The sequence below is a fragment of the Pseudomonas sp. B21_DOA genome (genome assembly GCA_030544685.1).
In the GTDB taxonomy this organism is placed as follows: Bacteria; Pseudomonadota; Gammaproteobacteria; order Pseudomonadales; family Pseudomonadaceae; genus Aquipseudomonas; species Aquipseudomonas fluorescens_AO.
In genome coordinates, this window is the sequence record CP086683.1 from 1,837,453 (window position 1) to 1,861,392 (window position 23,940).

Sequence of the window (23,940 nt, forward strand, 5' to 3'; positions counted from 1 at the left end):
GAAACTTTCGTCGAAGATGCGGTGCAGAGAGCAACTGATCCGCTTTGGCGAAGTGGTGGCTGGCAGGTGTCGGCGGCGCGCGGATAGGCCAGAATAGACACCCCGGCGAGCGGTCGGGATCGTGGAGAAATGAGTTATGGGCTTTGATCAGATACGTCAGCGCCGTTTGTCTGACGATATTGTCGAGCGCTTCGAGGGGATGATCCTCGAGGGCACGCTGAAGTCGGGCGAGCGGCTGCCGGCCGAGCGCGCGCTGGCCGAACAATTTGGCGTATCACGCCCGTCGTTGCGCGAGGCGATTCAGAAACTCGCGGCCAAAGGTTTGCTGGTCAGTCGCCAGGGCGGCGGCAATTATGTGGTGGAAGGCCTGGGGTCGACGTTCAGCGATCCACTGCTGCAATTGCTTGAAAGCAATCCCGAAGCGCAGCGTGATTTGCTCGAATTCCGGCACACCCTGGAGGCATCGTGTGCCTACTACGCCGCATTGCGCGCCACCGATGTCGATCGCGAGCGCCTGACCGCTGCGTTCGAAGAGCTGCAGGATTGCTACTCGCGCCATGAAGAAGTCAGCCGGGCGGAAGAGGGCGCTGCGGATGCGAAATTTCATCTGGCGATTGCCGAGGCCAGCCATAACGCGGTGTTGCTGCACACGATTCGCGGCTTGTTCGACCTGCTCAAGCGCAACGTCGTGACCAACATCGGCGGCATGTACAAACAGCGCACGGAAACCCGCGACATGCTGATCTCGCAGCATCGGGAATTGTATCTGGCGATTATCGAAGGGCGTGCCGAGCAGGCGCGAGAAGTGTCCAGCCGCCATATTCTGTATGTGCAGGAAGTGCTGGAAGAGGTGCGTCAGGAGGTACAGCGCATGGCTCGGGCGGAGCGGCGCAAGGGGATGTAGTCAGTTAGTTCTGCAAACGATCGTTCCCACGCTCTGCGTGGGAATACAGCAATGGACGCTCTGCGTCCACATTGTGACGCGGAGCGTCACGGGATGCATTCCCACGCAGAGCGTGGGAGCGATCAGGGTGGAAAACTAATCTTCCTTGCCCTTGTTGCGCACCGCACGCTGCAATTCACGACCGGCATCGCGCTCGCGCTCGGTATCACGCTTGTCGTATTCCTTCTTGCCCTTGCCCAGAGCGATCTCGCACTTGACCATGTGCTTGCTCCAGTACCAGGACAGGCAGACGCAGGCATAACCCTTTTGCTGCACGGCGGCGGCGAGCTTGTCCAGCTCGCGGCGGTTGAGCAGCAGTTTGCGTGTGCGCACCGGGTCGGCGATGACGTGAGTGCTTGCGGTCATCAACGGCGTGATGTGGCTGCCGAGCAACCATGCTTCGCCATCCTTGAGCAGCACATAGCTGTCGACCAGCTGCAACTTGCTCGCCCGCAGACTTTTTACTTCCCAGCCGGCCAGGACCAGACCAGCCTCGAACTTGTGCTCGATGAAGTAATCGTGTCGCGCCTTTTTGTTCTGCGCGATGGTCCCTGTTGGGTGTTTCTTCTGTTTAGCCATAGGGGCGGCATTATATGGAGTTGTTCGGCTGTCGGCTACGGTGTTGCTGCGTGCTTGAGCAGGTTGAGTGAATCCCGGACAATGCGGCCTCTTTTTCTAACGCTTGGGCGTGATAAACGATGTCGACAGACAAGGTTTCTGTCCACGGCAGTTGGGCTAGCCGCTGGGTATTCATACTCGCCGCGACCGGTTCGGCCGTGGGACTGGGTAGTATCTGGAAGTTCCCCTACATGGTCGGGGTCTACGGCGGCGGTGCCTTTGTGCTGATGTTTCTGGCGTGCATCGCACTCATCGGCGTGCCGGTCATGCTCGCGGAAACCCTGATCGGCCGGCGCGCCCGGCAAAGTCCGGCGAACGCCTTGAAGGTGCTGGCGCTGGAGGCGGGGCACTCGGCCAAATGGTCGTGGGGCGCGTTTGCCGGGATGATCACGGCCCTGCTGATTCTTTCTTTCTACAGTGTGGTCGGCGGCTGGTCGCTGGATTACATCGTCGACATGGGCCGTGGCGATTTCCAGGGCGCGACGGCCGATCAGGTCGGCGCCTATTTCGGCAATGTCATCTCCAATCCATGGCGCCTGACACTTTGGCACACGATTTTCATGCTGCTGTCGGCCTTCGTGATCGCCAAAGGCGTGGTCGCCGGGCTTGAACGCAGCCTGCGAATCATGATGCCGCTGCTGTTCGTGATGATTCTGGTGCTGCTGGGCTACAGCATGACCACCGGGCATTTCATGGAAGGCGTGCATTTCATGTTCGACTTCCACCCGGAAAAAGTCCTCGACGGCCTGCTGCCGGCGATGGGGCACGCGTTCTTCTCGCTGAGCGTCGGCGTCGGCTCCATCATGATCTACGGCGCCTACATGCCGAAGAACACCTCGCTGTCGGGCACGGTGGTCGGTGTTGCGCTGCTGGATACTTTCGTATCGCTGGTCGCCGGTCTGGCATTGTTTCCAATTGTATTTGCTGCTGGTCTGAACCCAAGCGAAGGTCCGGGACTGATGTTCGTCAGCCTGCCGTTTGCTTTTGGTAATGTCTTTTTCGGCCAGTTGATGGGGGTGGTGTTCTTCGTGCTGGTCGCGGTGGCGGCCTGGAGCTCGGCGATTTCCCTGCTCGAGCCGATGGTGGCTTACCTGGTTGAGCGCACTAAAATCAGCCGCACCTGGGTGACTTTCTGGCTGGCGTTCACCTGCTGGTTTGTCGGTCTGGGTACAGTGTTTTCTTTCAATATCTGGAAGGAAGCCAAGTTTTTCGTGAACGAAGGCGGGGCGTTCAGCCTCTATCAATGGGGTGCGCAGAGCGGTCTTGACTTCTTCGGCGTGATCGATTTCTTCACCTCGCGGATCATGTTGCCCCTCGGTGGCTTGTGTTTCGTGCTGTTCGCGGGATGGGTGATGGGGCGTGAGGCGGTGCGGGATGAATTGTCCATCCGTAACCCGGTTCTGTTTGCCCTGTCCCTGTTCTTGATGCGCTACGTGGCGCCTATCGGCATTCTTGTAGTCTTTGCCGCTCAGCTCTGGAAGTAACGCTTACATGACGACACATATCCAACGATCCGCGCTCCTGCCGTATCCGGCGCAGTTTCTCTACGACCTAGTCAACGACGTCGCGCGTTACCCGGAGTTTCTGCCGTGGTGCTCGGAGGCTGAAGTGCTGGAAAGCTCCCCGGAACACATGCGCGCCAGTGTCGGCGTAGCGAAGGGCGGCCTCAGTCAGCATTTCGTCACGCGCAATACGCTGGTGCCAGGGCAGTCGATCGAGATGAATCTTGAAGAAGGCCCGTTCACTCAGTTGCACGGCATCTGGGTATTCAAGGCACTCAACGAAAAAGCCTGCAAGATCAGTCTGGATCTGTCGTTCGATTATGCCGGACCGTTGGTGCGCGCTACGTTGGGCCCGCTGTTCAATCAGGCGGCTAACCAGCTGGTGGATGCTTTCTGCCAGCGCGCCAAGCAGATGCATGGTTGAGCCGGTGATCGAGATAGAAGTCGTGTACGCGGCGGTTGATCGCCAGGTTTTGCGTGCGATCAGCGTGGCTGAAGGCGTAAGCGTTCGGGCGGCGGTGCACGCATCGGGCATCGCGGCCGAGTTTCCTGAGCTGGATCTCGCGGAGTGCCCGCTGGGTATTTTTGGCAAGGTCGTGACTGACGCCGATTCTCGCGCGGTTCAGGCGGGGATCGCATCGAAATTTATCGACCGCTGCTGGCGGATCCCAAAGAAGTTCGACGCTTGCGTGCGGCCAAGGCTGCTGAGGCGAAAGCGCGGAATATTTGATCAGGCCAAACGGCAGGCAATAAAAAACCCGGAATGTCCGGGTTTTTATTGCCTCGCCTATTACTGCGGCGAGGTGTCCAGTGGCTCTGGTGTCGGAACCGGTACGGTTTCCACACCATCGACGTCCTTCTGGATCTGATCCAGCAAGGAGCCTGGTTTGGCTGGCTTTTCAGCTTCTGGCTTGTCGGTGTTTTTAGCAGGCGCGGTCACGTTCGTGCCGCTGTCCTTGCCGAGAATGGCTTCGTCACGGCTCACGCCGGGCATGAAGTCACCGGACAGGCTGACAAGCTGGTCGTTGGAATTGAAGATAACGCTGATTCGTTCCTGCTGGCGTTCACCGCCACCCGGTTGCAGGCTGTACAGATAATCCCAGCGATCGGCATGGAACGTGTCGGCAAGCAGAGGGTTGCCCATGATAAACCGTACTTGCGGCCGGGTCATTCCCGGGCGTAACTGGTCTATCATGTCCTGCGTGACGACATTGCCCTGCTGGATGTCGATTTTGTAAACCCCGGGGAATGAACAACCGGCGAGTGCGAGCAGTCCCACAAAGGTGAAACTGGTTAGCAAGAGCTTGGTGTTTTGCATCGGTGGGCGACTTCCACTATCTTGGCTGGGACAACGTAAACGCCGATCATACCCGCATTAAGAGAAGCTGCGAAGCAGCATCGCGAGAAAGCTGACCATGGTTGAAAATAGCGAACTACGCAAAGCCGGCCTCAAAGTGACCCTGCCACGGGTCAAGATCCTGCAAATGCTCGACTCTACCGAGCAGCGCCACATGAGTGCCGAGGACGTCTACAAGGCGTTGATGGAAGCTGGTGAGGACGTCGGTCTGGCCACGGTTTACCGTGTTCTGACCCAGTTCGAAGCGGCCGGCCTCGTGGTCCGCCACAACTTCGACGGCGGCCACGCGGTCTTCGAACTGGCTGACGGTGGTCACCACGACCATATGGTCAACGTGGAATCGGGTGAAGTGATCGAATTCTTCGACGAAGAAATCGAAAAACTTCAGAAATCGATCGTCGAGAAGCATGGCTTCGAGATGGTTGATCACAACCTGGTGCTGTACGTACGCAAGAAAAAGTAAGCATGTCGCGCGAATTTCACATTCGCGAAACGAACGAAGGCGACCCAAGGGTCGCCTTCGTGCTTTCTACTCTTTATTAAGCCTTGGCAGTCACCACCATTTTTTCGCGTGAGCCAGGGATTCCTTGGTCAGGTCGATACCGCCGAGCATGCGCGCGACTTCTTCGATGCGCTCGTTCTTTGTGAGCTTGGCGACGGCGGTGTGAGTCGCCTTCTCGTCGCGGACCTTGTGCACGAACAGATGCTGATGCCCCTGCGCCGCCACTTGCGGCAAGTGCGTCACGGTCAAGACCTGGCCGCGATCACCGAGACGGCGCAGTAACTGGCCGACAATCTCGGCAGTCGGACCACCAATGCCTACGTCCACTTCGTCGAACACCAGCGTCGGCACACGGGATGTCTGTGCGGTAATCACCTGGATTGCCAGACTGATCCGCGACAGCTCACCACCGGAGGCAACTTTTGCCAGCGCCTTGAGCGGTTGGCCGGGGTTGGCGCTGACCAGCAGTTCAACCTGTTCCAGCCCGTTCGGCAGCAACTCGTCGCTGCTGTTGGCTTTCAGTTCGATGGTGAAGCGACCACCCGGCATGCCCAGGCGCTGGATTTCCTGCTCCACCGCGCTGGCGAGGCTGCCGGCGGCTTGATGGCGAAGGTCGCTCAGCTCGCGCGCTTTCTCTTGATAGTGGCGGGCATAGGACGCCAGTTCCTCACCCAAGCGCTCGATGGATTCATCGTTGGCATTCAGAGTTTCGATTTCATCCAGCAGCTTCTGCTGCATCTCGCCGACTTCGGTCGGCTGGATCCGGTGTTTGCGCGCCAACGTGTAGATCGCGTCGAGACGCTCTTCCAGATATTGCAGGCGAGCCGGGTCGGCATCGAAGTTATCAAGGAAGCGGTTGAGCTCGCCGACCGCTTCTTCCACCTGAATCTGTGCGCTGGTCAGCAGGCTGCTGGCTTCACCCAGCGCCCCCACCGAGCTGTTCACGCTGGAAAGTCGATTGAGGCTGGCGGTCAGCGCATTCAGCACATTGCCTGAATCGCTTTCGCTGCACTGCTCGACCACTTGCCGGCAAATGCCCAGCAAGGTCTCGGCGTTGGTCAGGTTCTTGTGTTCCTGCTCCAGCTGTTCCAGTTCGTTTTCGCCGAGGCCGAGGTTTTCCAGTTCTTCGAGCTGATAGCTGAGCAGTTGATGACGTGCGCGCTGTTCGTCGCCGGAGTTGGAGAGCCGCTCCAGTTCCTGGCGAGTCTGGCGCCAGCGCTGTGCGGCCAGTTGCACCTGACGGGCCAGATCAGTCGCGCCGGCGTACTCGTCGAGCAGGCGGCGATGGGTGTCGGTTTTCAGCAGTGACTGATGTTCATGCTGGCTGTGGATATCGATCAGCAGCTCACCGAGGGCTTTGAGGTCGCCAAGCGGGCAGGGCGTGCCGTTGATATAGCCGCGCGAACGACCTTCCGAAGTGATGACCCGGCGCAGGATGCACGGCCCGTCGTGTTCCAGATCGCGCTCGGCCAGCCAGGCGCTGGCTTCAGGGATATCAGCGAGATCGAAGGTGGCAAGAATGTCGGCTTTATCGGCGCCTGGGCGAACCACGCCGCTGTCGGCGCGATCGCCCAGCGTCAGGCCCAGGGCGTCGAGCATGATCGACTTGCCGGCGCCGGTTTCCCTGTGATCACGCTCATCCCGCGATCAAGTTCAAGATCGAGATGTTCAACGATGGCGTAGTTGTGTACGGACAGGTGCACCAGCATAAAGGCAGCTCCCAGGCTTGAGGTCTGGTTATTTATACAGTGTTTTGTTCGGGGCTGACAATGCCCCGCCTTAGCTCGATTTGCTTGATCAAAATGTTTTCTTAGCGCGTTCCAGAATGATTAATCAGCACTTTTTTGTAGGGACAATTGTTTTCAGCCCTTGAAGCCTGATTTTGCGGCCCCATATATTGGGGCAGAAGCGCGAGTCAGGCTCGCGGACGAAATTGAAAGGAGAATTCTATGGCTGACGAACAGACAGTAGATACGCAAAACCCAGATGCCAATCAGGCGCCCGAAGGTTCGGGTGACGACCTGGCGACCCGTGTGCAAGTGCTCGAAGAGCAATTGGCCGCCGCGCAGGATCAGTCTCTGCGTGTTGCTGCCGATCTGCAGAACGTTCGCCGCCGGGCCGAGCAGGACGTCGAGAAGGCGCACAAGTTTGCCCTTGAGAAATTTGCCAGCGACCTGTTGCCGATCGTCGACAGCCTGGAGCGCGGCCTCGAGCTGTCGAGCCCGGACGACGAAAGCATCCGTCCGATGCGCGAAGGCATCGAACTGACCCTGAAAATGTTCCACGACACCCTCAAGCGCTACCAGCTTGAAGCGATCGATCCGCATGGCGAACCGTTCAACGCCGTTCACCATCAGGCGATGGCCATGCAGGAAAGTGCTGACGTCGAGCCGAACAGCGTGTTGAAGGTTTTCCAGAAGGGCTACCAGCTCAATGGTCGCCTGCTGCGCCCGGCGATGGTCGTGGTCAGCAAGGCGCCGGCACCGGTTTCGCCTTCGATTGACGAGCAGGCTTGAAATTAGCCGCAAGGCCCCCATTTAGAAGTCAAGCGTTTAAGTGCTACCGCAGTCAGCCACCACTGCTGCGGCAACAAAATCCAAAGTTTCGGGAGAGTGAACATGGGCAAAATTATCGGTATCGACCTGGGGACTACCAACTCCTGCGTCTCCGTGCTGGAAAACGGCAAAGCCAAAGTTATTGAAAACGCTGAAGGCGCGCGCACCACGCCGTCGATCATCGCTTACGCCAATGATGGCGAAATTCTGGTAGGTCAGTCGGCCAAGCGTCAGGCTGTCACCAACCCGCACAACACCCTGTACGCGGTAAAGCGTCTGATCGGTCGTCGTTTCGACGAAGAAGTTGTGCAGAAAGACATCCAGATGGTCCCTTACAAGATCGTCAAGGCTGACAACAATGACGCCTGGGTAGAAGTGAACGGCCAGAAAATGGCACCGCCACAAATCTCGGCTGAAATTCTGAAGAAGATGAAGAAGACCGCCGAAGACTACCTCGGCGAGGCAGTCACCGAAGCGGTGATCACCGTTCCGGCCTACTTCAACGACAGCCAGCGTCAGGCTACCAAAGACGCCGGCCGCATCGCTGGTCTGGACGTAAAACGTATCATCAACGAACCAACCGCAGCTGCTCTGGCTTACGGTATGGACAAGGCCAAGGGCGATCACACCGTGATCGTTTATGACCTGGGTGGCGGTACCTTCGACGTATCCGTTATCGAAATCGCTGAAGTTGACGGCGAGCACCAGTTCGAAGTGTTGGCCACCAACGGTGACACCTTCCTCGGCGGTGAAGACTTTGACATTCGTCTGATCGACTACCTCGTTGACGAATTCAAGAAAGAAAGCGGCATGAACCTCAAAGGTGACCCGCTGGCGATGCAGCGCCTGAAAGAAGCCGCTGAGAAAGCCAAGATCGAGCTGTCGTCCGCTCAGTCGACCGACGTCAACCTGCCGTACATCACTGCAGACGCGACCGGTCCTAAGCACCTGAACGTGAAAATCTCGCGTGCCAAGCTCGAAGCATTGGTTGAAGACCTGGTTCAGCGCACCATCGAACCTTGCCGCATTGCCATGAAAGACGCCGGTATCGACGTCGGCGCGATCAACGACGTGATTCTGGTCGGTGGTCAGACTCGTATGCCGCTGGTACAGAAGCTGGTTACCGATTTCTTCGGTAAAGAAGCGCGTAAAGACGTTAACCCGGACGAAGCTGTTGCCATGGGTGCTGCGATTCAGGGCGCTGTTCTGGCCGGTGACGTGAAAGACGTGCTGCTGCTCGACGTCAGCCCGCTGACCCTGGGTATCGAAACCATGGGTGGCGTGATGACTGCGCTGATCGAGAAAAACACCACGATTCCTACCAAGAAATCGCAAGTGTTCTCGACCGCCGACGACAACCAGGGCGCTGTGACCATTCACGTTCTGCAGGGCGAGCGCAAGCAAGCCGCACAGAACAAATCGCTGGGCAAGTTCGACCTGGCCGACATTCCACCAGCTCCACGTGGCGTGCCGCAGATCGAAGTGACCTTCGACATCGACGCCAACGGCATCCTGCACGTCGGCGCGAAAGACAAGGCTACCGGCAAGACCCAGTCGATCGTGATCAAGGCCAACTCTGGTCTGTCCGACGAAGAAATCGAGCGCATGGTGCGTGACGCCGAGGCGAATGCCGAGGAAGACCGCAAGTTCGAAGAGCTGGCCGCTGCCCGTAACCAGGGTGATGCACTGGTGCACTCGACTCGCAAGATGATCGCTGACGCGGGCGACAAGGTCACCGCCGAAGAGAAGACTGCAATCGAAGCTGCTGTGGTTGCCCTGGAAGCCGCCGTCAAGGGCGACGACAAGGCTGCCATCGAAGCCAAGGTTGAAGAGCTGTCGAAAGTCTCCGCGCCGGTTGCTCAGAAGATGTACGCCGAACAGGCTCAGCCAGCTGATGGCGCGGCCTCGCAAGGCGAATCGGCTGAGAAGGCTGACGACGTTGTCGATGCCGAGTTTGAAGAAGTCAAAGACCACAAGTAAGTTGTTGGTCGCCCGGTTGACTGCCTTGCGGCGGTGACTGGTAGGATGTCGCCGCGCGGGAGCTTGCCTCCCGCGTTGGCGTATCTGGAATACGCGAATTTTTACAGCATGCGACAGCGTTCGGATGCTGGCGGTATGGCCGGGAATGCTCCTGCTTTTCGCGCCGCAGATACCGCATCAATCAAGACCAGGATCGTTGAATTGACGTGAGTTGGGTCCGGGCCTTAATGGGGGCTCAACGAGTTTGGCGAGGCTCAGGAGGGGTTTGCCGAACGTCCTTAAGAGTGCAAAGAACTTATGGCAAAGCGTGACTATTACGAAGTATTGGGTGTCGAGCGGGGCACGAGCGAAGCGGACCTGAAGAAGGCCTATCGCCGTCTGGCCATGAAGCACCACCCCGACCGTAATCCCGGCGACAAAGCTTCGGAAGAAGCATTCAAAGAGGCCAACGAGGCCTATGAAGTGTTGTCCGATGCCAGCAAACGCGCGGCATACGACCAGTACGGTCATGCCGGCGTTGATCCGAGCATGGGCGGCGGCGGTGCCGGCTTCGGTGGCCAGAACTTCTCGGACATCTTCGGCGATGTCTTCAGTGATTTCTTCGGTGGCGGTCGCGGCGGTTCCCGTGGTGGCGCTCAGCGCGGCAGCGATCTGCGCTACACCCTGGAACTGAATCTGGAAGAAGCGGTGCGCGGCACGTCGGTGAATATCCGCGTGCCGACACTGGTCAACTGCAAGCCGTGCGATGGTTCCGGCGCCAAGAAAGGCTCTTCGCCGACGACGTGCCCGACCTGCGGCGGCATCGGCCAGGTACGCATGCAACAGGGCTTCTTCTCGGTGCAGCAGACCTGCCCGCGCTGCCATGGCCAGGGCAAGATCATTTCCGATCCGTGCGACTCCTGCCACGGCGACGGTCGCGTCGAAGAGTACAAAACCCTGTCGGTCAAAGTACCGGCCGGTGTCGATACGGGCGACCGCATTCGTCTGTCTGGCGAAGGCGAGGCGGGTACCCAGGGCGGGCCGACTGGCGACCTGTACGTTGTGATCAACGTGCGCGAACACGACATCTTCCAGCGTGACGGCAAGCATCTGTTCTGCGAAGTGCCGATCAGCTTCGTCGACGCAGCACTGGGCGGCGAGCTGGAAATTCCGACCCTCGACGGTCGCGTCAAATTGAAAATCCCCGAAGGTACGCAGACCGGCAAGCAGTTCCGCGTACGCGGCAAAGGCGTTGCGCCAGTGCGTGGTGGTGGTGCCGGCGACCTGATGTGCCGTGTCGCTGTGGAAACGCCGGTCAACCTCAATCGTCGTCAGCGTGAACTGCTGGAAGAATTCCGCAGCTCCCTGGCCGACGACAACAGCCACTCGCCGAAAACCACCGGTTGGTTCGACGGTGTAAAGCGCTTCTTCGGCGATTTGTAAGGAGTCGGCATGCGACGTATAGCTGTGATGGGCGCCGCCGGGCGCATGGGCAAGACCCTGATCGAGGCGGTGCAGCAGACACCGGGCGCCGGTCTGACGGCGGCGGTTGATCGTCCGGACAGCACGCTGGTCGGCGCGGACGCCGGTGAGCTGGCAGCGCTGGGCCGAATCGGCGTGCCGCTGTCTGGTGATCTGGATCGTGTGGTTGAAGAGTTCGATGTGCTGATCGACTTCACCCATCCGACCGTGACCCTGAAAAACCTCGCGTTCTGCCGCAAACACGGCAAAGCGATGATCATCGGCACCACCGGTTTCAGTGTTGAAGAGAAGCAATTGCTGGCCGAGGCGGGGAGGGACATTCCGATCGTCTTCGCCGCCAACTTCAGCGTCGGCGTCAACCTCTGCCTGAAATTGCTCGACACCGCTGCGCGCGTGCTGGGCGACGATGTCGATATCGAGATCATGGAGGCCCATCACCGGCACAAGGTCGATGCTCCATCCGGTACCGCGGTGCGCATGGGTGAAGTGATTGCCGATGCCTTGGGGCGTGATCTGAAGAAGGTCGCGGTTTACGGCCGTGAAGGCCAGACCGGGGCGCGTGAGCGTGAAACCATTGGTTTCGCCACCGTGCGTGCTGGCGACATCGTTGGTGATCACACTGTGCTGTTCGCTGCCGATGGCGAGCGCGTCGAGATTACTCACAAGGCTTCTAGCCGCATGACCTTCGCCAAGGGCGCGGTGCGTGCGGCGCTGTGGCTGGATGGTCGCGAGCCGGGCCTGTACGACATGCAGGACGTTCTCGACCTGCGTTGAGCCGTTGCTGAACCCGGCGCAAACGTCCCGTTTTGCGCCGGTTTTTACCGCTTGGCGACGACCTGTCGCATTCTCCGGCCTTTAGGGCTCTTTAGCGGTGGACCAAAAACTGCCTTTTCTGTAAGCTACAGCTTTAGTGTGTCCACTAAAAGCGCGCAGAATAATTTCAGTGAAGAAGCGGGGTGACGTGTCCATACGTCACTCCGCTTTTTTACAACCTGCGATTGCCCTTTCATGCGTTATTTACGGGAGGTCTTCTTGACTAAGCCAGCCATACTCGCCCTTGCTGATGGCAGCATTTTTCGCGGCGAAGCCATTGGAGCCGACGGTCAGACCGTTGGTGAGGTGGTGTTCAACACCGCAATGACCGGCTATCAGGAAATCCTTACCGATCCTTCCTACGCCCAACAGATCGTTACCCTGACTTATCCGCACATCGGCAACACCGGCACCACGCCGGAAGACGCCGAGTCCGACCGCGTCTGGTCCGCTGGCCTGGTCATCCGTGACCTGCCGCTGGTAGCGAGCAACTGGCGTAACACGATGTCCCTGTCTGATTACCTGAAAGCCAACAATGTTGTGGCAATCGCCGGTATCGACACCCGTCGCCTGACCCGCATCCTGCGTGAAAAAGGCGCTCAGAACGGCTGCATCATGGCCGGCGACAACATCTCCGAAGAAGCGGCCATCGCCGCTGCGCAAGGCTTCCCGGGCCTGAAGGGCATGGATCTGGCGAAAGTCGTCAGCACCCAGAAGCAATACGAATGGCGCTCGACTGTCTGGGATCTGAAAACCGACAGCCACGCGACCATCGAAGCCTCCGAACTGCCTTATCACGTGGTCGCTTACGACTACGGCGTCAAGGTCAACATCCTGCGCATGCTGGTCGAGCGCGGCTGCCGCGTCACCGTGGTGCCTGCCCAGACCCCGGCCGCCGATGTGCTGGCGCTGAAGCCGGACGGCGTGTTCCTGTCCAACGGCCCGGGTGACCCGGAGCCATGCGACTACGCGATCCAGGCGATCAAGGAAGTGCTGGAAACCGAGACGCCGGTGTTCGGCATCTGCCTCGGCCATCAGCTGCTGGCCCTGGCCTCCGGCGCCAAGACCCTGAAAATGGGCCACGGCCACCACGGTGCCAACCACCCGGTGCAGGATCTGGACACAGGCGTGGTGATGATCACCAGCCAGAACCACGGTTTTGCGGTCGACGAAGCCACCCTGCCGGGCAACGTTCGCGCGATCCACAAATCGCTGTTCGACGGCACCCTGCAAGGCATCGAGCGCACCGACAAGAGCGCGTTCAGCTTCCAGGGCCACCCTGAAGCGAGCCCGGGCCCGAACGATGTTGCGCCACTGTTCGACCGCTTCATCAACGAGATGGCCAAGCGACGCTAAGCGTTCGCCTTGAGACTGTAGAGAGAAGCCCTCGAGGGCGGCCCCGGCACCGGTGGCCCCCTCGGGACTTCAGAAATCGATCAAGACGGCTTGCCGACTGACCTGCGGATTTGAGTGACAACCCATGCCAAAACGTACAGACATTAAAAGCATCCTGATTCTCGGCGCTGGCCCGATCGTGATCGGCCAGGCCTGTGAATTCGACTACTCCGGCGCCCAGGCCTGCAAAGCCCTGCGCGAAGAGGGTTACCGCGTCATCCTGGTGAACTCCAACCCGGCCACCATCATGACCGACCCGGACATGGCCGACGCCACCTATATCGAGCCGATCAAGTGGCAGACCGTGGCCAAGATCATCGAAAAAGAGCGTCCGGACGCCGTACTGCCAACCATGGGCGGCCAGACCGCTCTGAACTGCGCCCTGGATCTGGAGCGCGAAGGCGTTCTGGAGAAGTTCGGCGTAGAGATGATCGGTGCCAACGCCGACACCATCGACAAGGCTGAAGACCGTTCGCGTTTCGACAAGGCGATGAAATCCATCGGCCTGGCCTGCCCGCGTTCCGGCATCGCCCACAGCATGGAAGAGGCCAACGCGGTTCTCGAAACCCTCGGTTTCCCGTGCATCATCCGTCCGTCCTTCACCATGGGCGGCACCGGTGGCGGTATCGCTTACAACCGTGAAGAGTTCGAAGAAATCTGCGCCCGCGGTCTGGACCTGTCGCCGACCAAAGAGCTGCTGATCGATGAATCGCTGATCGGCTGGAAAGAATACGAAATGGAAGTTGTCCGCGACAAAAAGGACAACTGCATCATCGTCTGCTCGATCGAAAACTTCGACCCGATGGGCGTGCACACCGGCGACTCGATCACCGTGGCTCCAGCCCAGACCCTGACCGACAAGGAATACCAGATCCTGCGTAACGCCTCGCTGGCGGTACTGCGCGAGATCGGCGTGGAAACTGGCGGTTCCAACGTGCAGTTCGGTATCTGCCCGAACACCGGCCGCATGGTCGTGATCGAGATGAACCCGCGTGTATCGCGTTCCTCGGCGCTGGCTTCGAAAGCCACCGGTTTCCCGATCGCCAAGGTCGCGGCCAAACTGGCGGTGGGTTACACCCTCGACGAGCTGTCGAACGACATCACCGGCGGCAAAACCCCGGCGTCCTTCGAACCGTCGATCGACTACGTCGTCACCAAGCTGCCACGCTTCGCCTTCGAGAAATTCGCCAAGGCTGACGCGCGCCTGACCACGCAAATGAAGTCGGTCGGTGAAGTCATGGCCATCGGCCGGACCTTCCAGGAATCCCTGCAGAAAGCCCTGCGCGGCCTGGAAGTTGGCGTTTGCGGTCTGGACGAGAAGCTCGACCTGAGCAACCCGGAAAGCATGAGCGTGCTCAAGCGCGAACTGACCGTGCCGGGCGCCGAGCGTATCTGGTACGTGGCGGACGCCTTCCGCGCCGGTCTGTCGGTCGAAGATATTTTCGGCATGAACATGATCGATCCGTGGTTCCTGGTGCAGATCGAAGACCTGATCAAGGACGAAGAGAAGGTCAAGACCTTGGGTCTGTCCTCGATCGACCGTGATCTGATGTTCAAGCTCAAGCGCAAAGGCTTCTCCGATCAGCGTCTGGCCAAGCTGCTGGGCGTGACCGAGAAAAACCTGCGTACGCACCGTCAGAAGCTGGAAGTGTTCCCGGTCTACAAGCGCGTTGACACCTGCGCCGCCGAATTCGCCACCGACACTGCTTACCTCTACTCGACCTACGAGGAAGAGTGCGAAGCCGCGCCGTCGGGTCGCGACAAGATCATGATTCTGGGTGGCGGTCCAAACCGTATCGGTCAGGGCATCGAGTTCGACTACTGCTGCGTTCACGCTGCTCTCGCCCTGCGCGAAGACGGCTACGAAACCATCATGGTCAACTGCAACCCGGAAACCGTTTCCACTGACTACGATACTTCCGACCGTCTGTACTTCGAGCCGGTAACCCTGGAAGACGTGCTGGAAATCTGCCGCGTCGAGAAGCCGAAAGGCGTGATCGTCCAGTACGGCGGCCAGACTCCGCTGAAACTGGCTCGCGCTCTGGAAGCTGCTGGCGTGCCGATCATCGGCACCAGCCCTGACGCCATCGACCGCGCGGAAGACCGCGAGCGCTTCCAGCAAATGGTCGAGCGCCTGAACCTGCGTCAGCCGCCAAACGCCACGGTGCGCAGCGAAGACGAAGCCGTTCGTGCAGCCGCCAAAATCGGTTATCCGCTGGTGGTGCGCCCGTCCTATGTACTGGGCGGCCGTGCGATGGAAATCGTTTACAAGGAAGACGAGCTCAAGCGTTACCTGCGTGACGCGGTACAAGTGTCCAACGACAGCCCGGTGCTGCTCGACCACTTCCTCAACTGCGCCATCGAAATGGACGTGGATGCGGTCTGCGACGGCAAAGACGTGGTGATCGGCGCGATCATGCAGCACATCGAACAAGCTGGCGTTCACTCCGGTGACTCCGCGTGCTCGCTGCCGCCGTACTCGCTGCCGGCGCACATCCAGGACGAGATGCGCGAACAGGTCAAGAAAATGGCCCTGGAACTGGGCGTTGTCGGCCTGATGAACGTGCAACTGGCTTTGCAGGGCGAAGACATCTACGTCATCGAAGTCAACCCGCGCGCCTCGCGTACCGTACCGTTCGTTTCCAAGTGCATCGGTGTTTCCCTGGCGATGATCGCTGCCCGCGTGATGGCCGGTAAGACACTGAAGGAAATCGGCTTCACCAAGGAAATCATCCCGAACTTCTACAGCGTTAAAGAAGCGGTGTTCCCGTTCGCCAAGTTCCCTGGCGTTGACCCGATCCTCGGCCCAGAGATGAAATCGACCGGTGAAGTGATGGGCGTCGGCGACACCTTCGGCGAAGCATTCGCCAAGGCGCAAATGGGCGCCAGCGAAGTCCTGCCGACCGGCGGTACTGCGTTCATCAGCGTGCGCGATGACGACAAGCCACTGGTTGCGGGCGTGGCCCGTGATCTGATCAACTTGGGCTTCGAAGTGGTCGCCACTGCCGGCACTGCCAAGCTGATCGAAGCGGCAGGCCTGAAAGTGCGCCGCGTGAACAAGGTAACCGAGGGTCGTCCGCACGTGGTCGACATGATCAAGAATGACGAAGTCACGCTGATCATCAACACCACCGAAGGTCGTCAGTCGATTGCCGATTCGTACTCCATTCGTCGCAATGCCCTGCAGCACAAGATCTACTGCACCACCACCATCGCTGCGGGCGAAGCGATCTGCGAAGCGCTGAAGTTCGGTCCGGAAAAGACCGTGCGCCGCTTGCAGGATCTACACGCAGGATTGAAGGCATGAGCATAACCAAGTACCCAATGACTGTTCAGGGCGCTCGCGCCCTGGAAGAGGAGCATGCTCACCTGACCAAGGTCGTCCGTCCGAAGCTCAGCCAGGACATCGGTACGGCCCGCGAGTTGGGTGACTTGAAGGAAAACGCTGAATACCATGCTGCCCGCGAACAGCAAGGCATGGTCGAAGCGCGTATTCGTGACATCGAGGGCCGGATTCAGAATCAGGTCATCATCGACGTCACGACCATTCCTCACACCGGAAAAGTGATTTTCGGTACCACCGTCGAGATCGCCAACGTCGAGACTGATGAAAGCGTCACTTACCACATCGTGGGTGAGGATGAGGCTGACTTCAAACTCGGCAAGATCTCCGTCGGTTCGCCGCTGGCCCGCGCCTTGATTGGCAAGGAAGAGGGTGACGTGGTCGCCGTCAAAACGCCAAGCGGCGTGATCGAGTACGAGATTGTCGAAGTTCGTCACATCTGAAAGAAGGCGCCCGCTGCATGCGGGCGCCATGCTTTGGCAACTGACCCAGATGCTTTGGGTCGGTGGCCTATGGTTGATTCATATCGGTTTGCAGCCGGCGTTGGGCCGGATCGGCCTGGCGCCGCTGTTGATCGACGAAGTGGCCAGTGCATTCGAAGTGCTGGTAGTCGGATTCGCTGCTTTGTGCGTGATCTTTCAGGCTTTGGTGCTGGTACAGGCCGAGGGCCTTGGCAGTCTATGGCGGGATTTTCGCGGGCAGGTGCTGTTGATGGCGTTGTACGCGTGCGCGATGTATGTCGCTGTGCGTGTCGGCTGGCCGGATGCGCAGCGCTGGCAGGTATTCAGTTATCTGGTGCTGGGATTTTCCGGGCTGGTGCTGGTCATGCAGCCGGTGCCAGGATGGAGTGGCAGGGTGCGCGAAGCACACCCTTGACCCTGCGCATCACTTGAAGCGATGAACGTTCGACAGCTGCTTGTTGGCGCTGAAGTTCTTGCGGTAGACCAGAGCCATCTTGCCGATGACCTGGACCAGGTCCGCTTTGCCGACCTTGCACAGCTCGGCGATGTGCGCCAGGCGCGACTCGCGGTCGAGGATATTGAGCTTGATCTTGATCAGCTCGTGATCCGCCAGGGCGCGTTCAAGTTCGGCTAAAACACCTTCAGTCAAACCGTTGTCCGCCACCGTCAACACTGGTTTGAGGTGGTGGCCGATGGATTTGTACTGTTTCTTCTGCTCTGGAGTGAGCGGCATAATCTGACCCTTTCGTCTGGATTCTGTAAAATGGCGGCCATTTTACCCGAGGGTTCGTGGATCCGCCCAACTAATCACGACCCTAATCATCGAGGTGCCCAATGGCGCGTTCCAAGACAAGCCTTGGTTGGCTGAAAAGACATGTCAACGATCCTTATGTGAAGCAGGCGCAGAAGGATGGCTACCGCTCGCGTGCGAGTTACAAGCTTCTGGAGATCCAGGAAAAATACAAACTCATCCGCCCGGGCATGAGCGTGGTCGACCTCGGCGCGGCGCCAGGTGGCTGGTCGCAGGTCACCAGTCGGCTGATCGGTGGGCAGGGGCGTCTGATCGCCTCGGACATCCTCGAAATGGACAGCATTCCGGACGTGCATTTTATCCAGGGCGACTTCACTGAGGACTCGGTGCTCGCTGAGATCCTTGAGGCCGTGGGTAATTCGCAGGTGGACCTTGTGATTTCCGATATGGCCCCCAATATGAGTGGTACGCCCGAAGTGGATATGCCCAAGGCCATGTTCCTCTGTGAGCTGGCGCTGGACCTGGCGGAACGGATCCTCAAACCCGGTGGCAATTTCGTCATCAAGATTTTTCAGGGCGAAGGGTTCGATGTTTATCTGAAGGATGCTCGGAAGAAATTCGACAAGATCCAGATGATCAAGCCAGACTCTTCCCGTGGCAGCTCCCGTGAGCAGTACATGCTGGCCTGGGGTTATCGCGGCGGTGATGCGTAAAACGAGGTTTTTCAGCGGGGCGATAGGTTTTTCATATTTCGCTCTGCAGGCATAAGCGAATATTGTGTAGAAAGTGTTTCACAAAGGGTTACAGACGGCGCCTGCCAGAGTTGTAGGTAATGTAGTAAGTTAGGCCGGTGAATATCATGCGAAGCGCGCGCCAGTAGCGGAGCTTGCTTCAGAGGGTAGTTAATTGAACGATATGGCAAAGAATCTGATCCTGTGGTTGATCATCGCGGCAGTCCTGGTGACGGTGATGAACAACTTCTCCAGCCCTAACGAGCCGCAGACCCTCAACTATTCCGACTTCATCCAGCAGGTCAAGGATGGCAAGGTCGAGCGCGTAGCCGTTGACGGCTATGTGATTACCGGCAAGCGCACCGATGGCGACAGCTTCAAGACCATTCGTCCGGCAATTCAGGACAATGGCCTGATCGGCGATCTGGTAGACAATCACGTTGTTGTTGAAGGCAAGCAGCCTGAACAGCAAAGCATCTGGACCCAGCTCCTGGTAGCCAGCTTCCCGATCCTGGTGATCATCGCGGTGTTCATGTTCTTCATGCGCCAGATGCAGGGCGGTGCCGGTGGCAAGGGCGGGCCGATGAGCTTCGGCAAGAGCAAGGCGCGCCTGCTCTCCGAAGATCAGGTGAAAACCACGTTGGCTGACGTTGCCGGTTGCGACGAAGCCAAGGAAGAAGTCGGCGAGCTGGTTGAGTTCCTGCGTGATCCGGGCAAGTTCCAGCGTCTGGGTGGCCGCATCCCGCGCGGTGTGCTGATGGTCGGCCCGCCGGGTACCGGTAAAACCTTGCTGGCCAAGGCGATCGCTGGCGAAGCGAAAGTGCCGTTCTTCACTATTTCCGGTTCCGACTTCGTCGAAATGTTCGTGGGTGTCGGCGCGAGCCGTGTCCGCGATATGTTCGAACAAGCCAAAAAACATGCCCCTTGCATCATCTTCATCGACGAAATCGATGCCGTAGGTCGCCATCGTGGCGCCGGCATGGGTGGCGGTCATGACGAGCGTGAGCAGACTCTCAACCAGTTGCTGGTGGAGATGGACGGCTTCGAAATGAATGACGGCATCATCGTCATTGCTGCAACCAACCGTCCGGACGTACTCGACCCTGCGCTGCTGCGTCCGGGCCGTTTCGACCGTCAAGTGGTGGTTGGCTTGCCAGATATTCGTGGTCGCGAGCAGATTCTCAAAGTGCACATGCGCAAAGTGCCAATGGGCGACGACGTTGCTCCGGCAGTGATCGCACGTGGCACTCCGGGCTTCTCCGGTGCTGACCTGGCCAACCTGGTCAACGAAGCGTCGTTGTTCGCTGCCCGTAGCGGCAAACGCATCGTCGAGATGAAAGAGTTCGAACTGGCCAAAGACAAGATCATGATGGGCGCCGAGCGCAAATCCATGGTCATGTCCGAGAAAGAAAAGCAGAACACTGCTTACCATGAAGCCGGCCACGCCATCGTCGGTCGCGTTGTGCCTGAGCATGATCCGGTCTACAAGGTATCGATCATCCCGCGCGGTCGTGCGCTGGGTGTGACCATGTTCCTGCCGGAAGAAGACCGCTACAGCCTGTCCAAGCGTGCGCTGATCAGTCAGATCTGCTCGTTGTACGGTGGCCGTATCGCTGAAGAAATGACTCTGGGCTTTGATGGTGTGACCACCGGTGCGTCCAACGACATCATGCGTGCAAGTCAGATTGCCCGGAACATGGTGACGAAATGGGGCCTGTCGGAAAAACTCGGTCCGCTGATGTATGCCGAAGAAGAGGGCGAAGTGTTCCTCGGTCGCGGCGGTGGTGGTCAGGCTGCGAGCTTCTCCGGTGAGACCGCCAAGCTGATCGACTCCGAAGTGCGCAGCATCATTGATCAGTGCTACGGCACCGCCAAGCAGATTCTCACGGATAACCGTGACAAGCTGGATGCCATGGCTGATGCGCTGATGAAGTACGAAACCATCGATGCCGAGCAGATCGACGACATCATGGCCGGCCGCACACCACGCGAGCCTCGCGACTGGTCGGGTGGCACCGGTACGCCTCCGCCACCTGTCGTGCAGGATGAGCGTCCGGAAAAACCGATTGGCGGTCCGGCTGCTGACGTTTAAGGCTTGAAATGACTTCTGTTCAGTCCTGACCCGGTTGCCTTGCGGCAACCGGGTTCTTGATTTGGCCCAGACGCATGTCATGGGCATTCTCAATGTCACTCCTGATTCTTTCTCCGATGGTGGCCGCTATAGCCAGCTCGACGCGGCTCTGCGCCACGCCGAAGCCATGGTGTTGGCTGGCGCGACGCTGATTGACGTCGGCGGCGAGTCGACTCGGCCCGGCGCGCGAGCGGTTTCTCCGCTGGAGGAGCTCGAGCGCGTCGCGCCGATTGTCGAGCTGATCAATCGCGAGCTGGATGTCATCATCTCGGTCGATACTTCCACCCCGGCAGTCATGCGCGAAACCGCACGGCTCGGTGCTGGCCTTATCAATGATGTGCGTTCGTTGCGTCGCGATGGTGCGCTGGACGCGGCGGCCGCGACAGGGTTGCCGGTCTGTCTCATGCATATGCTCGGCGAACCGGGGGATATGCAGGACAATCCGCGGTATCAGGATGTCACTCGCGAGGTCGGTGAGTTTCTCGCCGAACGCATGGATCAATGCGCGCAGGCGGGCATCCCTGCCGAGCGGATCATTCTCGATCCCGGCTTCGGCTTCGCCAAAACCCTGCAGCACAATCTAAGCTTGTTCAAGCACATGGAGGCCCTGCATGCGCTGGGTCGACCTTTGCTGGTAGGTGTTTCACGCAAGAGTATGATTGGCCACGCTTTGAATCGTCCCGTGGGCGAGCGTCTGCATGGCGGCCTGGCGCTGGCAGCGCTGGCGTCGGTCAAGGGCGCGCGGATATTGCGCGTCCACGATGTGGCGGAAACTGTCGATGTAGTGCGAATGATCGCGGCCGTAGAATCAGCCGAATAAGAATGATGGAGCACTTATGAGCAAGAAATATTTTGGTACCGACGGCATTCGCGGTCGCGTAGGTGAATACCCGATCACGCCTGACTTCATGCTCAAGCTCGGCTGGGCGGCTGGCATGGCTTTCCGCAAGATGGGTGCCTGCAAGGTGCTGGTCGGCAAGGACACGCGGATCTCCGGCTATATGTTCGAATCGGCACTGGAGGCGGGCCTGACCTCGGCGGGTGCCGATGTGATGCTGCTCGGCCCGATGCCGACGCCTGCCATCGCCTATCTGTCGCGCACTTTCCAGGCAGAGGCCGGGATCGTGATCAGTGCATCGCACAACCCGCATGATGACAACGGCATCAAGTTCTTCTCCGGCAAAGGCACCAAGCTGCCGGATGAATTGGAATTGATGATCGAAGAGTTGCTCGATACGCCGATGACCGTCGTCGAGTCGAGCAAGATCGGCAAAGTCTCGCGAATCAATGATGCATCGGGTCGCTACATCGAGTTCTGCAAAAGCAGTGTGCCTACCGGGACCAGTTTCGCCGGTCTGAAAATCGTCATCGATTGTGCGCACGGTGCCACTTATAAGGTTGCACCGAGCGTCTTCCGTGAGCTGGGTGCCGAAGTCGTCGTGCTGTCTGCTCAGCCGAACGGGCTGAACATCAACGATAACTGCGGTTCCACGCACATGGGGCCGTTGCAGGCTGCGGTGCTGGCTGAACATGCCGACCTCGGCATCGCTTTCGATGGCGATGGCGATCGCGTGTTGATGGTCGATCACACCGGCACCATCGTCGATGGTGACGATCTGCTGTTTATCATCGCTCGCGATCTGCACGAGCGCGGAAAGCTGCAGGGCGGTGTTGTCGGTACGTTGATGAGCAACCTCGGCCTCGAGCTGGCATTGGCAGATCTGTCGATCCCGTTCGTTCGCGCCAATGTCGGTGACCGCTACGTGATCGCCGAACTCCAGGAGCGCAACTGGCTCATTGGCGGGGAAAATTCCGGGCATGTGGTCTGCTTCAACCACACCACCACGGGGACGCGATCATCGCCGCCTTGCAGGTGTTGATGGCCCTGAAATCCCGTAACGAAGGTCTTGCACAAACCCGGCAGGCGTTGCGCAAGTGCCCGCAGGTGCTGATCAACGTCCGCTTCGGCGGCGGTGAAAGCCCGCTGGACCATCCGGCTGTCAAGGAGGCCAGTGCCCGTGTCACTCAGGCGATGGCGGGGCGCGGCCGCGTGCTTCTGCGCAAGTCCGGTACAGAGCCTCTGGTGCGCGTCATGGTCGAAGGCGAAGACGAAAACCAGGTTCGCGGCTATGCCGAAGAGCTGGCAAAACTGGTAACTGAAGTTTCTGCCTGATACGGCTTGCAAGCCATGAATGTGTTGGGTAACATCTGCGCCCACTTTGACCGACGAGGTACAGCATGCGTCGCCCTATGGTAGCTGGTAACTGGAAGATGCACGGTACCCGCGCCAGCGTCGCTGAGCTGATCAACGGCCTTCGTCATCTGGCCTTGCCAAGCGGTGTTGATGTCGCGGTGTTCCCGCCTTGCTTGTATATCAATCAAGTGATTGATGGCTTGAAAGGCAAGTCGATTTCGGTCGGCGCGCAGAATTCTGCGGTGGAAGCCATGCAAGGTGCGTTGACTGGTGAGATTGCTCCCAGCCAACTGGTGGATGCAGGTTGTTCCCTGGTGCTTGTCGGGCACTCCGAGCGCCGCCAGATTCTCGGCGAGCGAGACGGGATGCTGAATCGCAAGTTCGCAGCGGCACAGGCATGTGGCTTGATTCCGGTGTTGTGTGTAGGGGAGACCCTCGAGCAGCGCGAAGCCGGAAAAACGCTTGAAGTTGTCGGGCGTCAGCTGGGCAGCATCATCGAGGAGCTGGGTGTCGGTGCGTTTGCCAAGGCAGTGATTGCTTACGAGCCGGTCTGGGCCATTGGTACCGGGCTGACTGCAACGCCGCAACAGGCTCAGGATGTGCATAAGGCCATTCGCGAGCAGTTGGCGGCAGAGAATTCTGAAGTCGCACGAGGTGTGCGGCTTCTATACGGCGGCAGCGTGAAGGCGGCCAATGCGGTCGAACTGTTCGGCATGCCGGATATCGATGGGGGCTCATTGGTGGAGCTTCCCTGAATGCAGATGAGTTCGGTGCGATCTGTCGCGCCGCGGAAACTGAAAAATGCTGGAAACAGTCGTAGTCGTTTTTCATCTGCTGGGTGCATTGGGCGTAGTTGCTCTGGTTTTGCTGCAGCAGGGTAAGGGTGCGGACGCTGGCGCGTCTTTCGGAGCAGGTGCTTCAAATACTGTGTTCGGAAGCCAAGGTTCCTCTACCTTTCTTAGTAAGTTTACTGCTATACTTGCCGCCGGTTTCTTCATAACCAGCTTGGGGTTAGGTTATTTTGCTAAAGAGAAGGCTCATCAGCTGACTCAAGCAGGTTTGCCAGATCCAGCAGTGTTGGAAGTTCCTAAGCAACAACCGGCTTCTGATGATGTCCCGGTGCTTCAAGAGCAAAAGTCGGCTACTCCAGCGACTGACGTGCCTCCAGCTCAAGAGCAGAAGTAAGAAGGGTTCCAAACGTAG

General features: G+C 58.9%; 19 protein-coding genes and 4 pseudogenes. 19 read left to right on the forward strand and 4 right to left on the reverse strand.

Annotation, left to right across the window (positions count from 1 at the left end; translation table 11 throughout):
- The first annotated feature begins 136 nt into the window (after positions 1 to 136).
- Entirely contained in the window at positions 137 to 904 is a 768-nt protein-coding gene (locus LJU32_08355; GenBank protein WKV90213.1) for an FCD domain-containing protein, read from the forward strand.
- Positions 905 to 1,039: 135 nt separating this feature from the next.
- Here LJU32_08355 and smpB read toward each other — a convergent pair whose 3' ends face one another.
- Positions 1,040 to 1,522, reverse strand: a complete 483-nt coding sequence (gene smpB / locus LJU32_08360) for an SsrA-binding protein SmpB (GenBank protein ID WKV90214.1) — start codon at positions 1,520 to 1,522, stop codon at positions 1,040 to 1,042.
- Between the two features lie 119 nt (positions 1,523 to 1,641).
- On the opposite strand from smpB, the gene LJU32_08365 reads away from it, so the two are divergent.
- The 3 genes and pseudogenes from LJU32_08365 (at position 1,642) to LJU32_08375 (ending at position 3,793) form a co-directional block, all read left to right on the forward strand.
- On the forward strand, positions 1,642 to 3,045 hold the full coding sequence (locus tag LJU32_08365) for a sodium-dependent transporter (protein WKV90215.1): 1,404 nt from the start codon (positions 1,642 to 1,644) through the stop codon (positions 3,043 to 3,045).
- A 7-nt stretch (positions 3,046 to 3,052) separates the two neighbouring features.
- The gene (locus LJU32_08370; protein WKV90216.1) at positions 3,053 to 3,487 is read left to right on the forward strand and encodes a type II toxin-antitoxin system RatA family toxin; all 435 of its coding nucleotides are present in this window, start codon (positions 3,053 to 3,055) and stop codon (positions 3,485 to 3,487) included.
- Positions 3,480 to 3,793, forward strand: a pseudogene (locus LJU32_08375) (RnfH family protein). The gene LJU32_08370 and the pseudogene LJU32_08375 overlap by 8 nt, the downstream one beginning before the upstream one ends.
- Before the next feature lie 60 nt (positions 3,794 to 3,853).
- Here the strand turns inward: LJU32_08375 and LJU32_08380 are convergent.
- Entirely contained in the window at positions 3,854 to 4,381 is a 528-nt protein-coding gene (locus tag LJU32_08380) for an outer membrane protein assembly factor BamE (protein WKV90217.1), read from the reverse strand.
- Between the two features lie 97 nt (positions 4,382 to 4,478).
- Here LJU32_08380 and fur point away from each other — a divergent pair, with 97 nt between their 5' ends.
- Positions 4,479 to 4,883, forward strand: coding sequence for a ferric iron uptake transcriptional regulator (gene fur, locus LJU32_08385; GenBank protein ID WKV90218.1), 405 nt, complete (start codon positions 4,479 to 4,481; stop codon positions 4,881 to 4,883).
- 90 nt (positions 4,884 to 4,973) lie between these two features.
- Here fur and recN read toward each other — a convergent pair.
- Positions 4,974 to 6,631 (reverse strand): annotated as a pseudogene (gene recN / locus LJU32_08390) (DNA repair protein RecN).
- 240 nt (positions 6,632 to 6,871) lie between these two features.
- Here recN and grpE point away from each other — a divergent pair.
- The 8 genes from grpE to LJU32_08430 all read left to right on the forward strand — a co-directional run bounded on the left by grpE (position 6,872) and on the right by LJU32_08430 (position 17,345).
- Positions 6,872 to 7,438: a nucleotide exchange factor GrpE gene (gene grpE, locus LJU32_08395; protein ID WKV90219.1), complete on the forward strand. Its 567-nt coding sequence runs from the start codon at positions 6,872 to 6,874 to the stop codon at positions 7,436 to 7,438.
- A gap of 102 nt (positions 7,439 to 7,540) precedes the next feature.
- Complete coding sequence (dnaK, locus tag LJU32_08400; protein WKV90220.1) at positions 7,541 to 9,457, forward strand: molecular chaperone DnaK; 1,917 nt, start codon at positions 7,541 to 7,543, stop codon at positions 9,455 to 9,457.
- 297 nt (positions 9,458 to 9,754) lie between these two features.
- The gene (gene dnaJ / locus LJU32_08405; GenBank protein ID WKV90221.1) at positions 9,755 to 10,879 is read left to right on the forward strand and encodes a molecular chaperone DnaJ; all 1,125 of its coding nucleotides are present in this window, start codon (positions 9,755 to 9,757) and stop codon (positions 10,877 to 10,879) included.
- Positions 10,880 to 10,888: 9 nt separating this feature from the next.
- The gene (gene dapB, locus LJU32_08410) at positions 10,889 to 11,692 is read left to right on the forward strand and encodes a 4-hydroxy-tetrahydrodipicolinate reductase (GenBank protein WKV90222.1); all 804 of its coding nucleotides are present in this window, start codon (positions 10,889 to 10,891) and stop codon (positions 11,690 to 11,692) included.
- 258 nt (positions 11,693 to 11,950) lie between these two features.
- Positions 11,951 to 13,087 carry a glutamine-hydrolyzing carbamoyl-phosphate synthase small subunit gene (carA, locus tag LJU32_08415; protein WKV90223.1) on the forward strand — a complete coding sequence of 379 codons (1,137 nt, stop codon included), beginning with the start codon at positions 11,951 to 11,953 and terminating at the stop codon, positions 13,085 to 13,087.
- Positions 13,088 to 13,211: 124 nt separating this feature from the next.
- Positions 13,212 to 16,433: a carbamoyl-phosphate synthase large subunit gene (gene carB, locus LJU32_08420; GenBank protein WKV90224.1), complete on the forward strand. Its 3,222-nt coding sequence runs from the start codon at positions 13,212 to 13,214 to the stop codon at positions 16,431 to 16,433.
- Positions 16,434 to 16,435: 2 nt separating this feature from the next.
- Complete coding sequence (gene greA, locus LJU32_08425) at positions 16,436 to 16,912, forward strand: transcription elongation factor GreA (protein ID WKV91064.1); 477 nt, start codon at positions 16,436 to 16,438, stop codon at positions 16,910 to 16,912.
- Positions 16,913 to 16,940: 28 nt separating this feature from the next.
- The gene (locus LJU32_08430) at positions 16,941 to 17,345 is read left to right on the forward strand and encodes an MFS transporter (protein WKV90225.1); all 405 of its coding nucleotides are present in this window, start codon (positions 16,941 to 16,943) and stop codon (positions 17,343 to 17,345) included.
- 9 nt (positions 17,346 to 17,354) lie between these two features.
- On the opposite strand, the gene LJU32_08435 is transcribed toward LJU32_08430, so the two are convergent.
- On the reverse strand, positions 17,355 to 17,663 hold the full coding sequence (locus LJU32_08435; protein WKV90226.1) for a YhbY family RNA-binding protein: 309 nt from the start codon (positions 17,661 to 17,663) through the stop codon (positions 17,355 to 17,357).
- 101 nt (positions 17,664 to 17,764) lie between these two features.
- Between LJU32_08435 and rlmE the strand changes: the two genes are divergently transcribed.
- The 6 genes and pseudogenes from rlmE to secG all read left to right on the forward strand — a co-directional run bounded on the left by rlmE (position 17,765) and on the right by secG (position 23,922).
- Complete coding sequence (rlmE, locus tag LJU32_08440; protein ID WKV90227.1) at positions 17,765 to 18,394, forward strand: 23S rRNA (uridine(2552)-2'-O)-methyltransferase RlmE; 630 nt, start codon at positions 17,765 to 17,767, stop codon at positions 18,392 to 18,394.
- A gap of 202 nt (positions 18,395 to 18,596) precedes the next feature.
- The gene (gene ftsH / locus LJU32_08445; protein WKV91065.1) at positions 18,597 to 20,504 is read left to right on the forward strand and encodes an ATP-dependent zinc metalloprotease FtsH; all 1,908 of its coding nucleotides are present in this window, start codon (positions 18,597 to 18,599) and stop codon (positions 20,502 to 20,504) included.
- Between the two features lie 25 nt (positions 20,505 to 20,529).
- The gene (gene folP, locus LJU32_08450) at positions 20,530 to 21,363 is read left to right on the forward strand and encodes a dihydropteroate synthase (GenBank protein ID WKV91066.1); all 834 of its coding nucleotides are present in this window, start codon (positions 20,530 to 20,532) and stop codon (positions 21,361 to 21,363) included.
- A gap of 16 nt (positions 21,364 to 21,379) precedes the next feature.
- Positions 21,380 to 22,716 (forward strand): annotated as a pseudogene (glmM, locus tag LJU32_08455) (phosphoglucosamine mutase).
- A 65-nt stretch (positions 22,717 to 22,781) separates the two neighbouring features.
- Positions 22,782 to 23,557: pseudogene (gene tpiA, locus LJU32_08460) on the forward strand (triose-phosphate isomerase).
- A complete protein-coding gene (secG, locus tag LJU32_08465) occupies positions 23,539 to 23,922 on the forward strand; it encodes a preprotein translocase subunit SecG (GenBank protein ID WKV90228.1) in 384 nt (127 codons plus the stop codon). The pseudogene tpiA and the gene secG overlap by 19 nt, the downstream one beginning before the upstream one ends.
- Positions 23,923 to 23,940 lie beyond the last annotated feature (18 nt).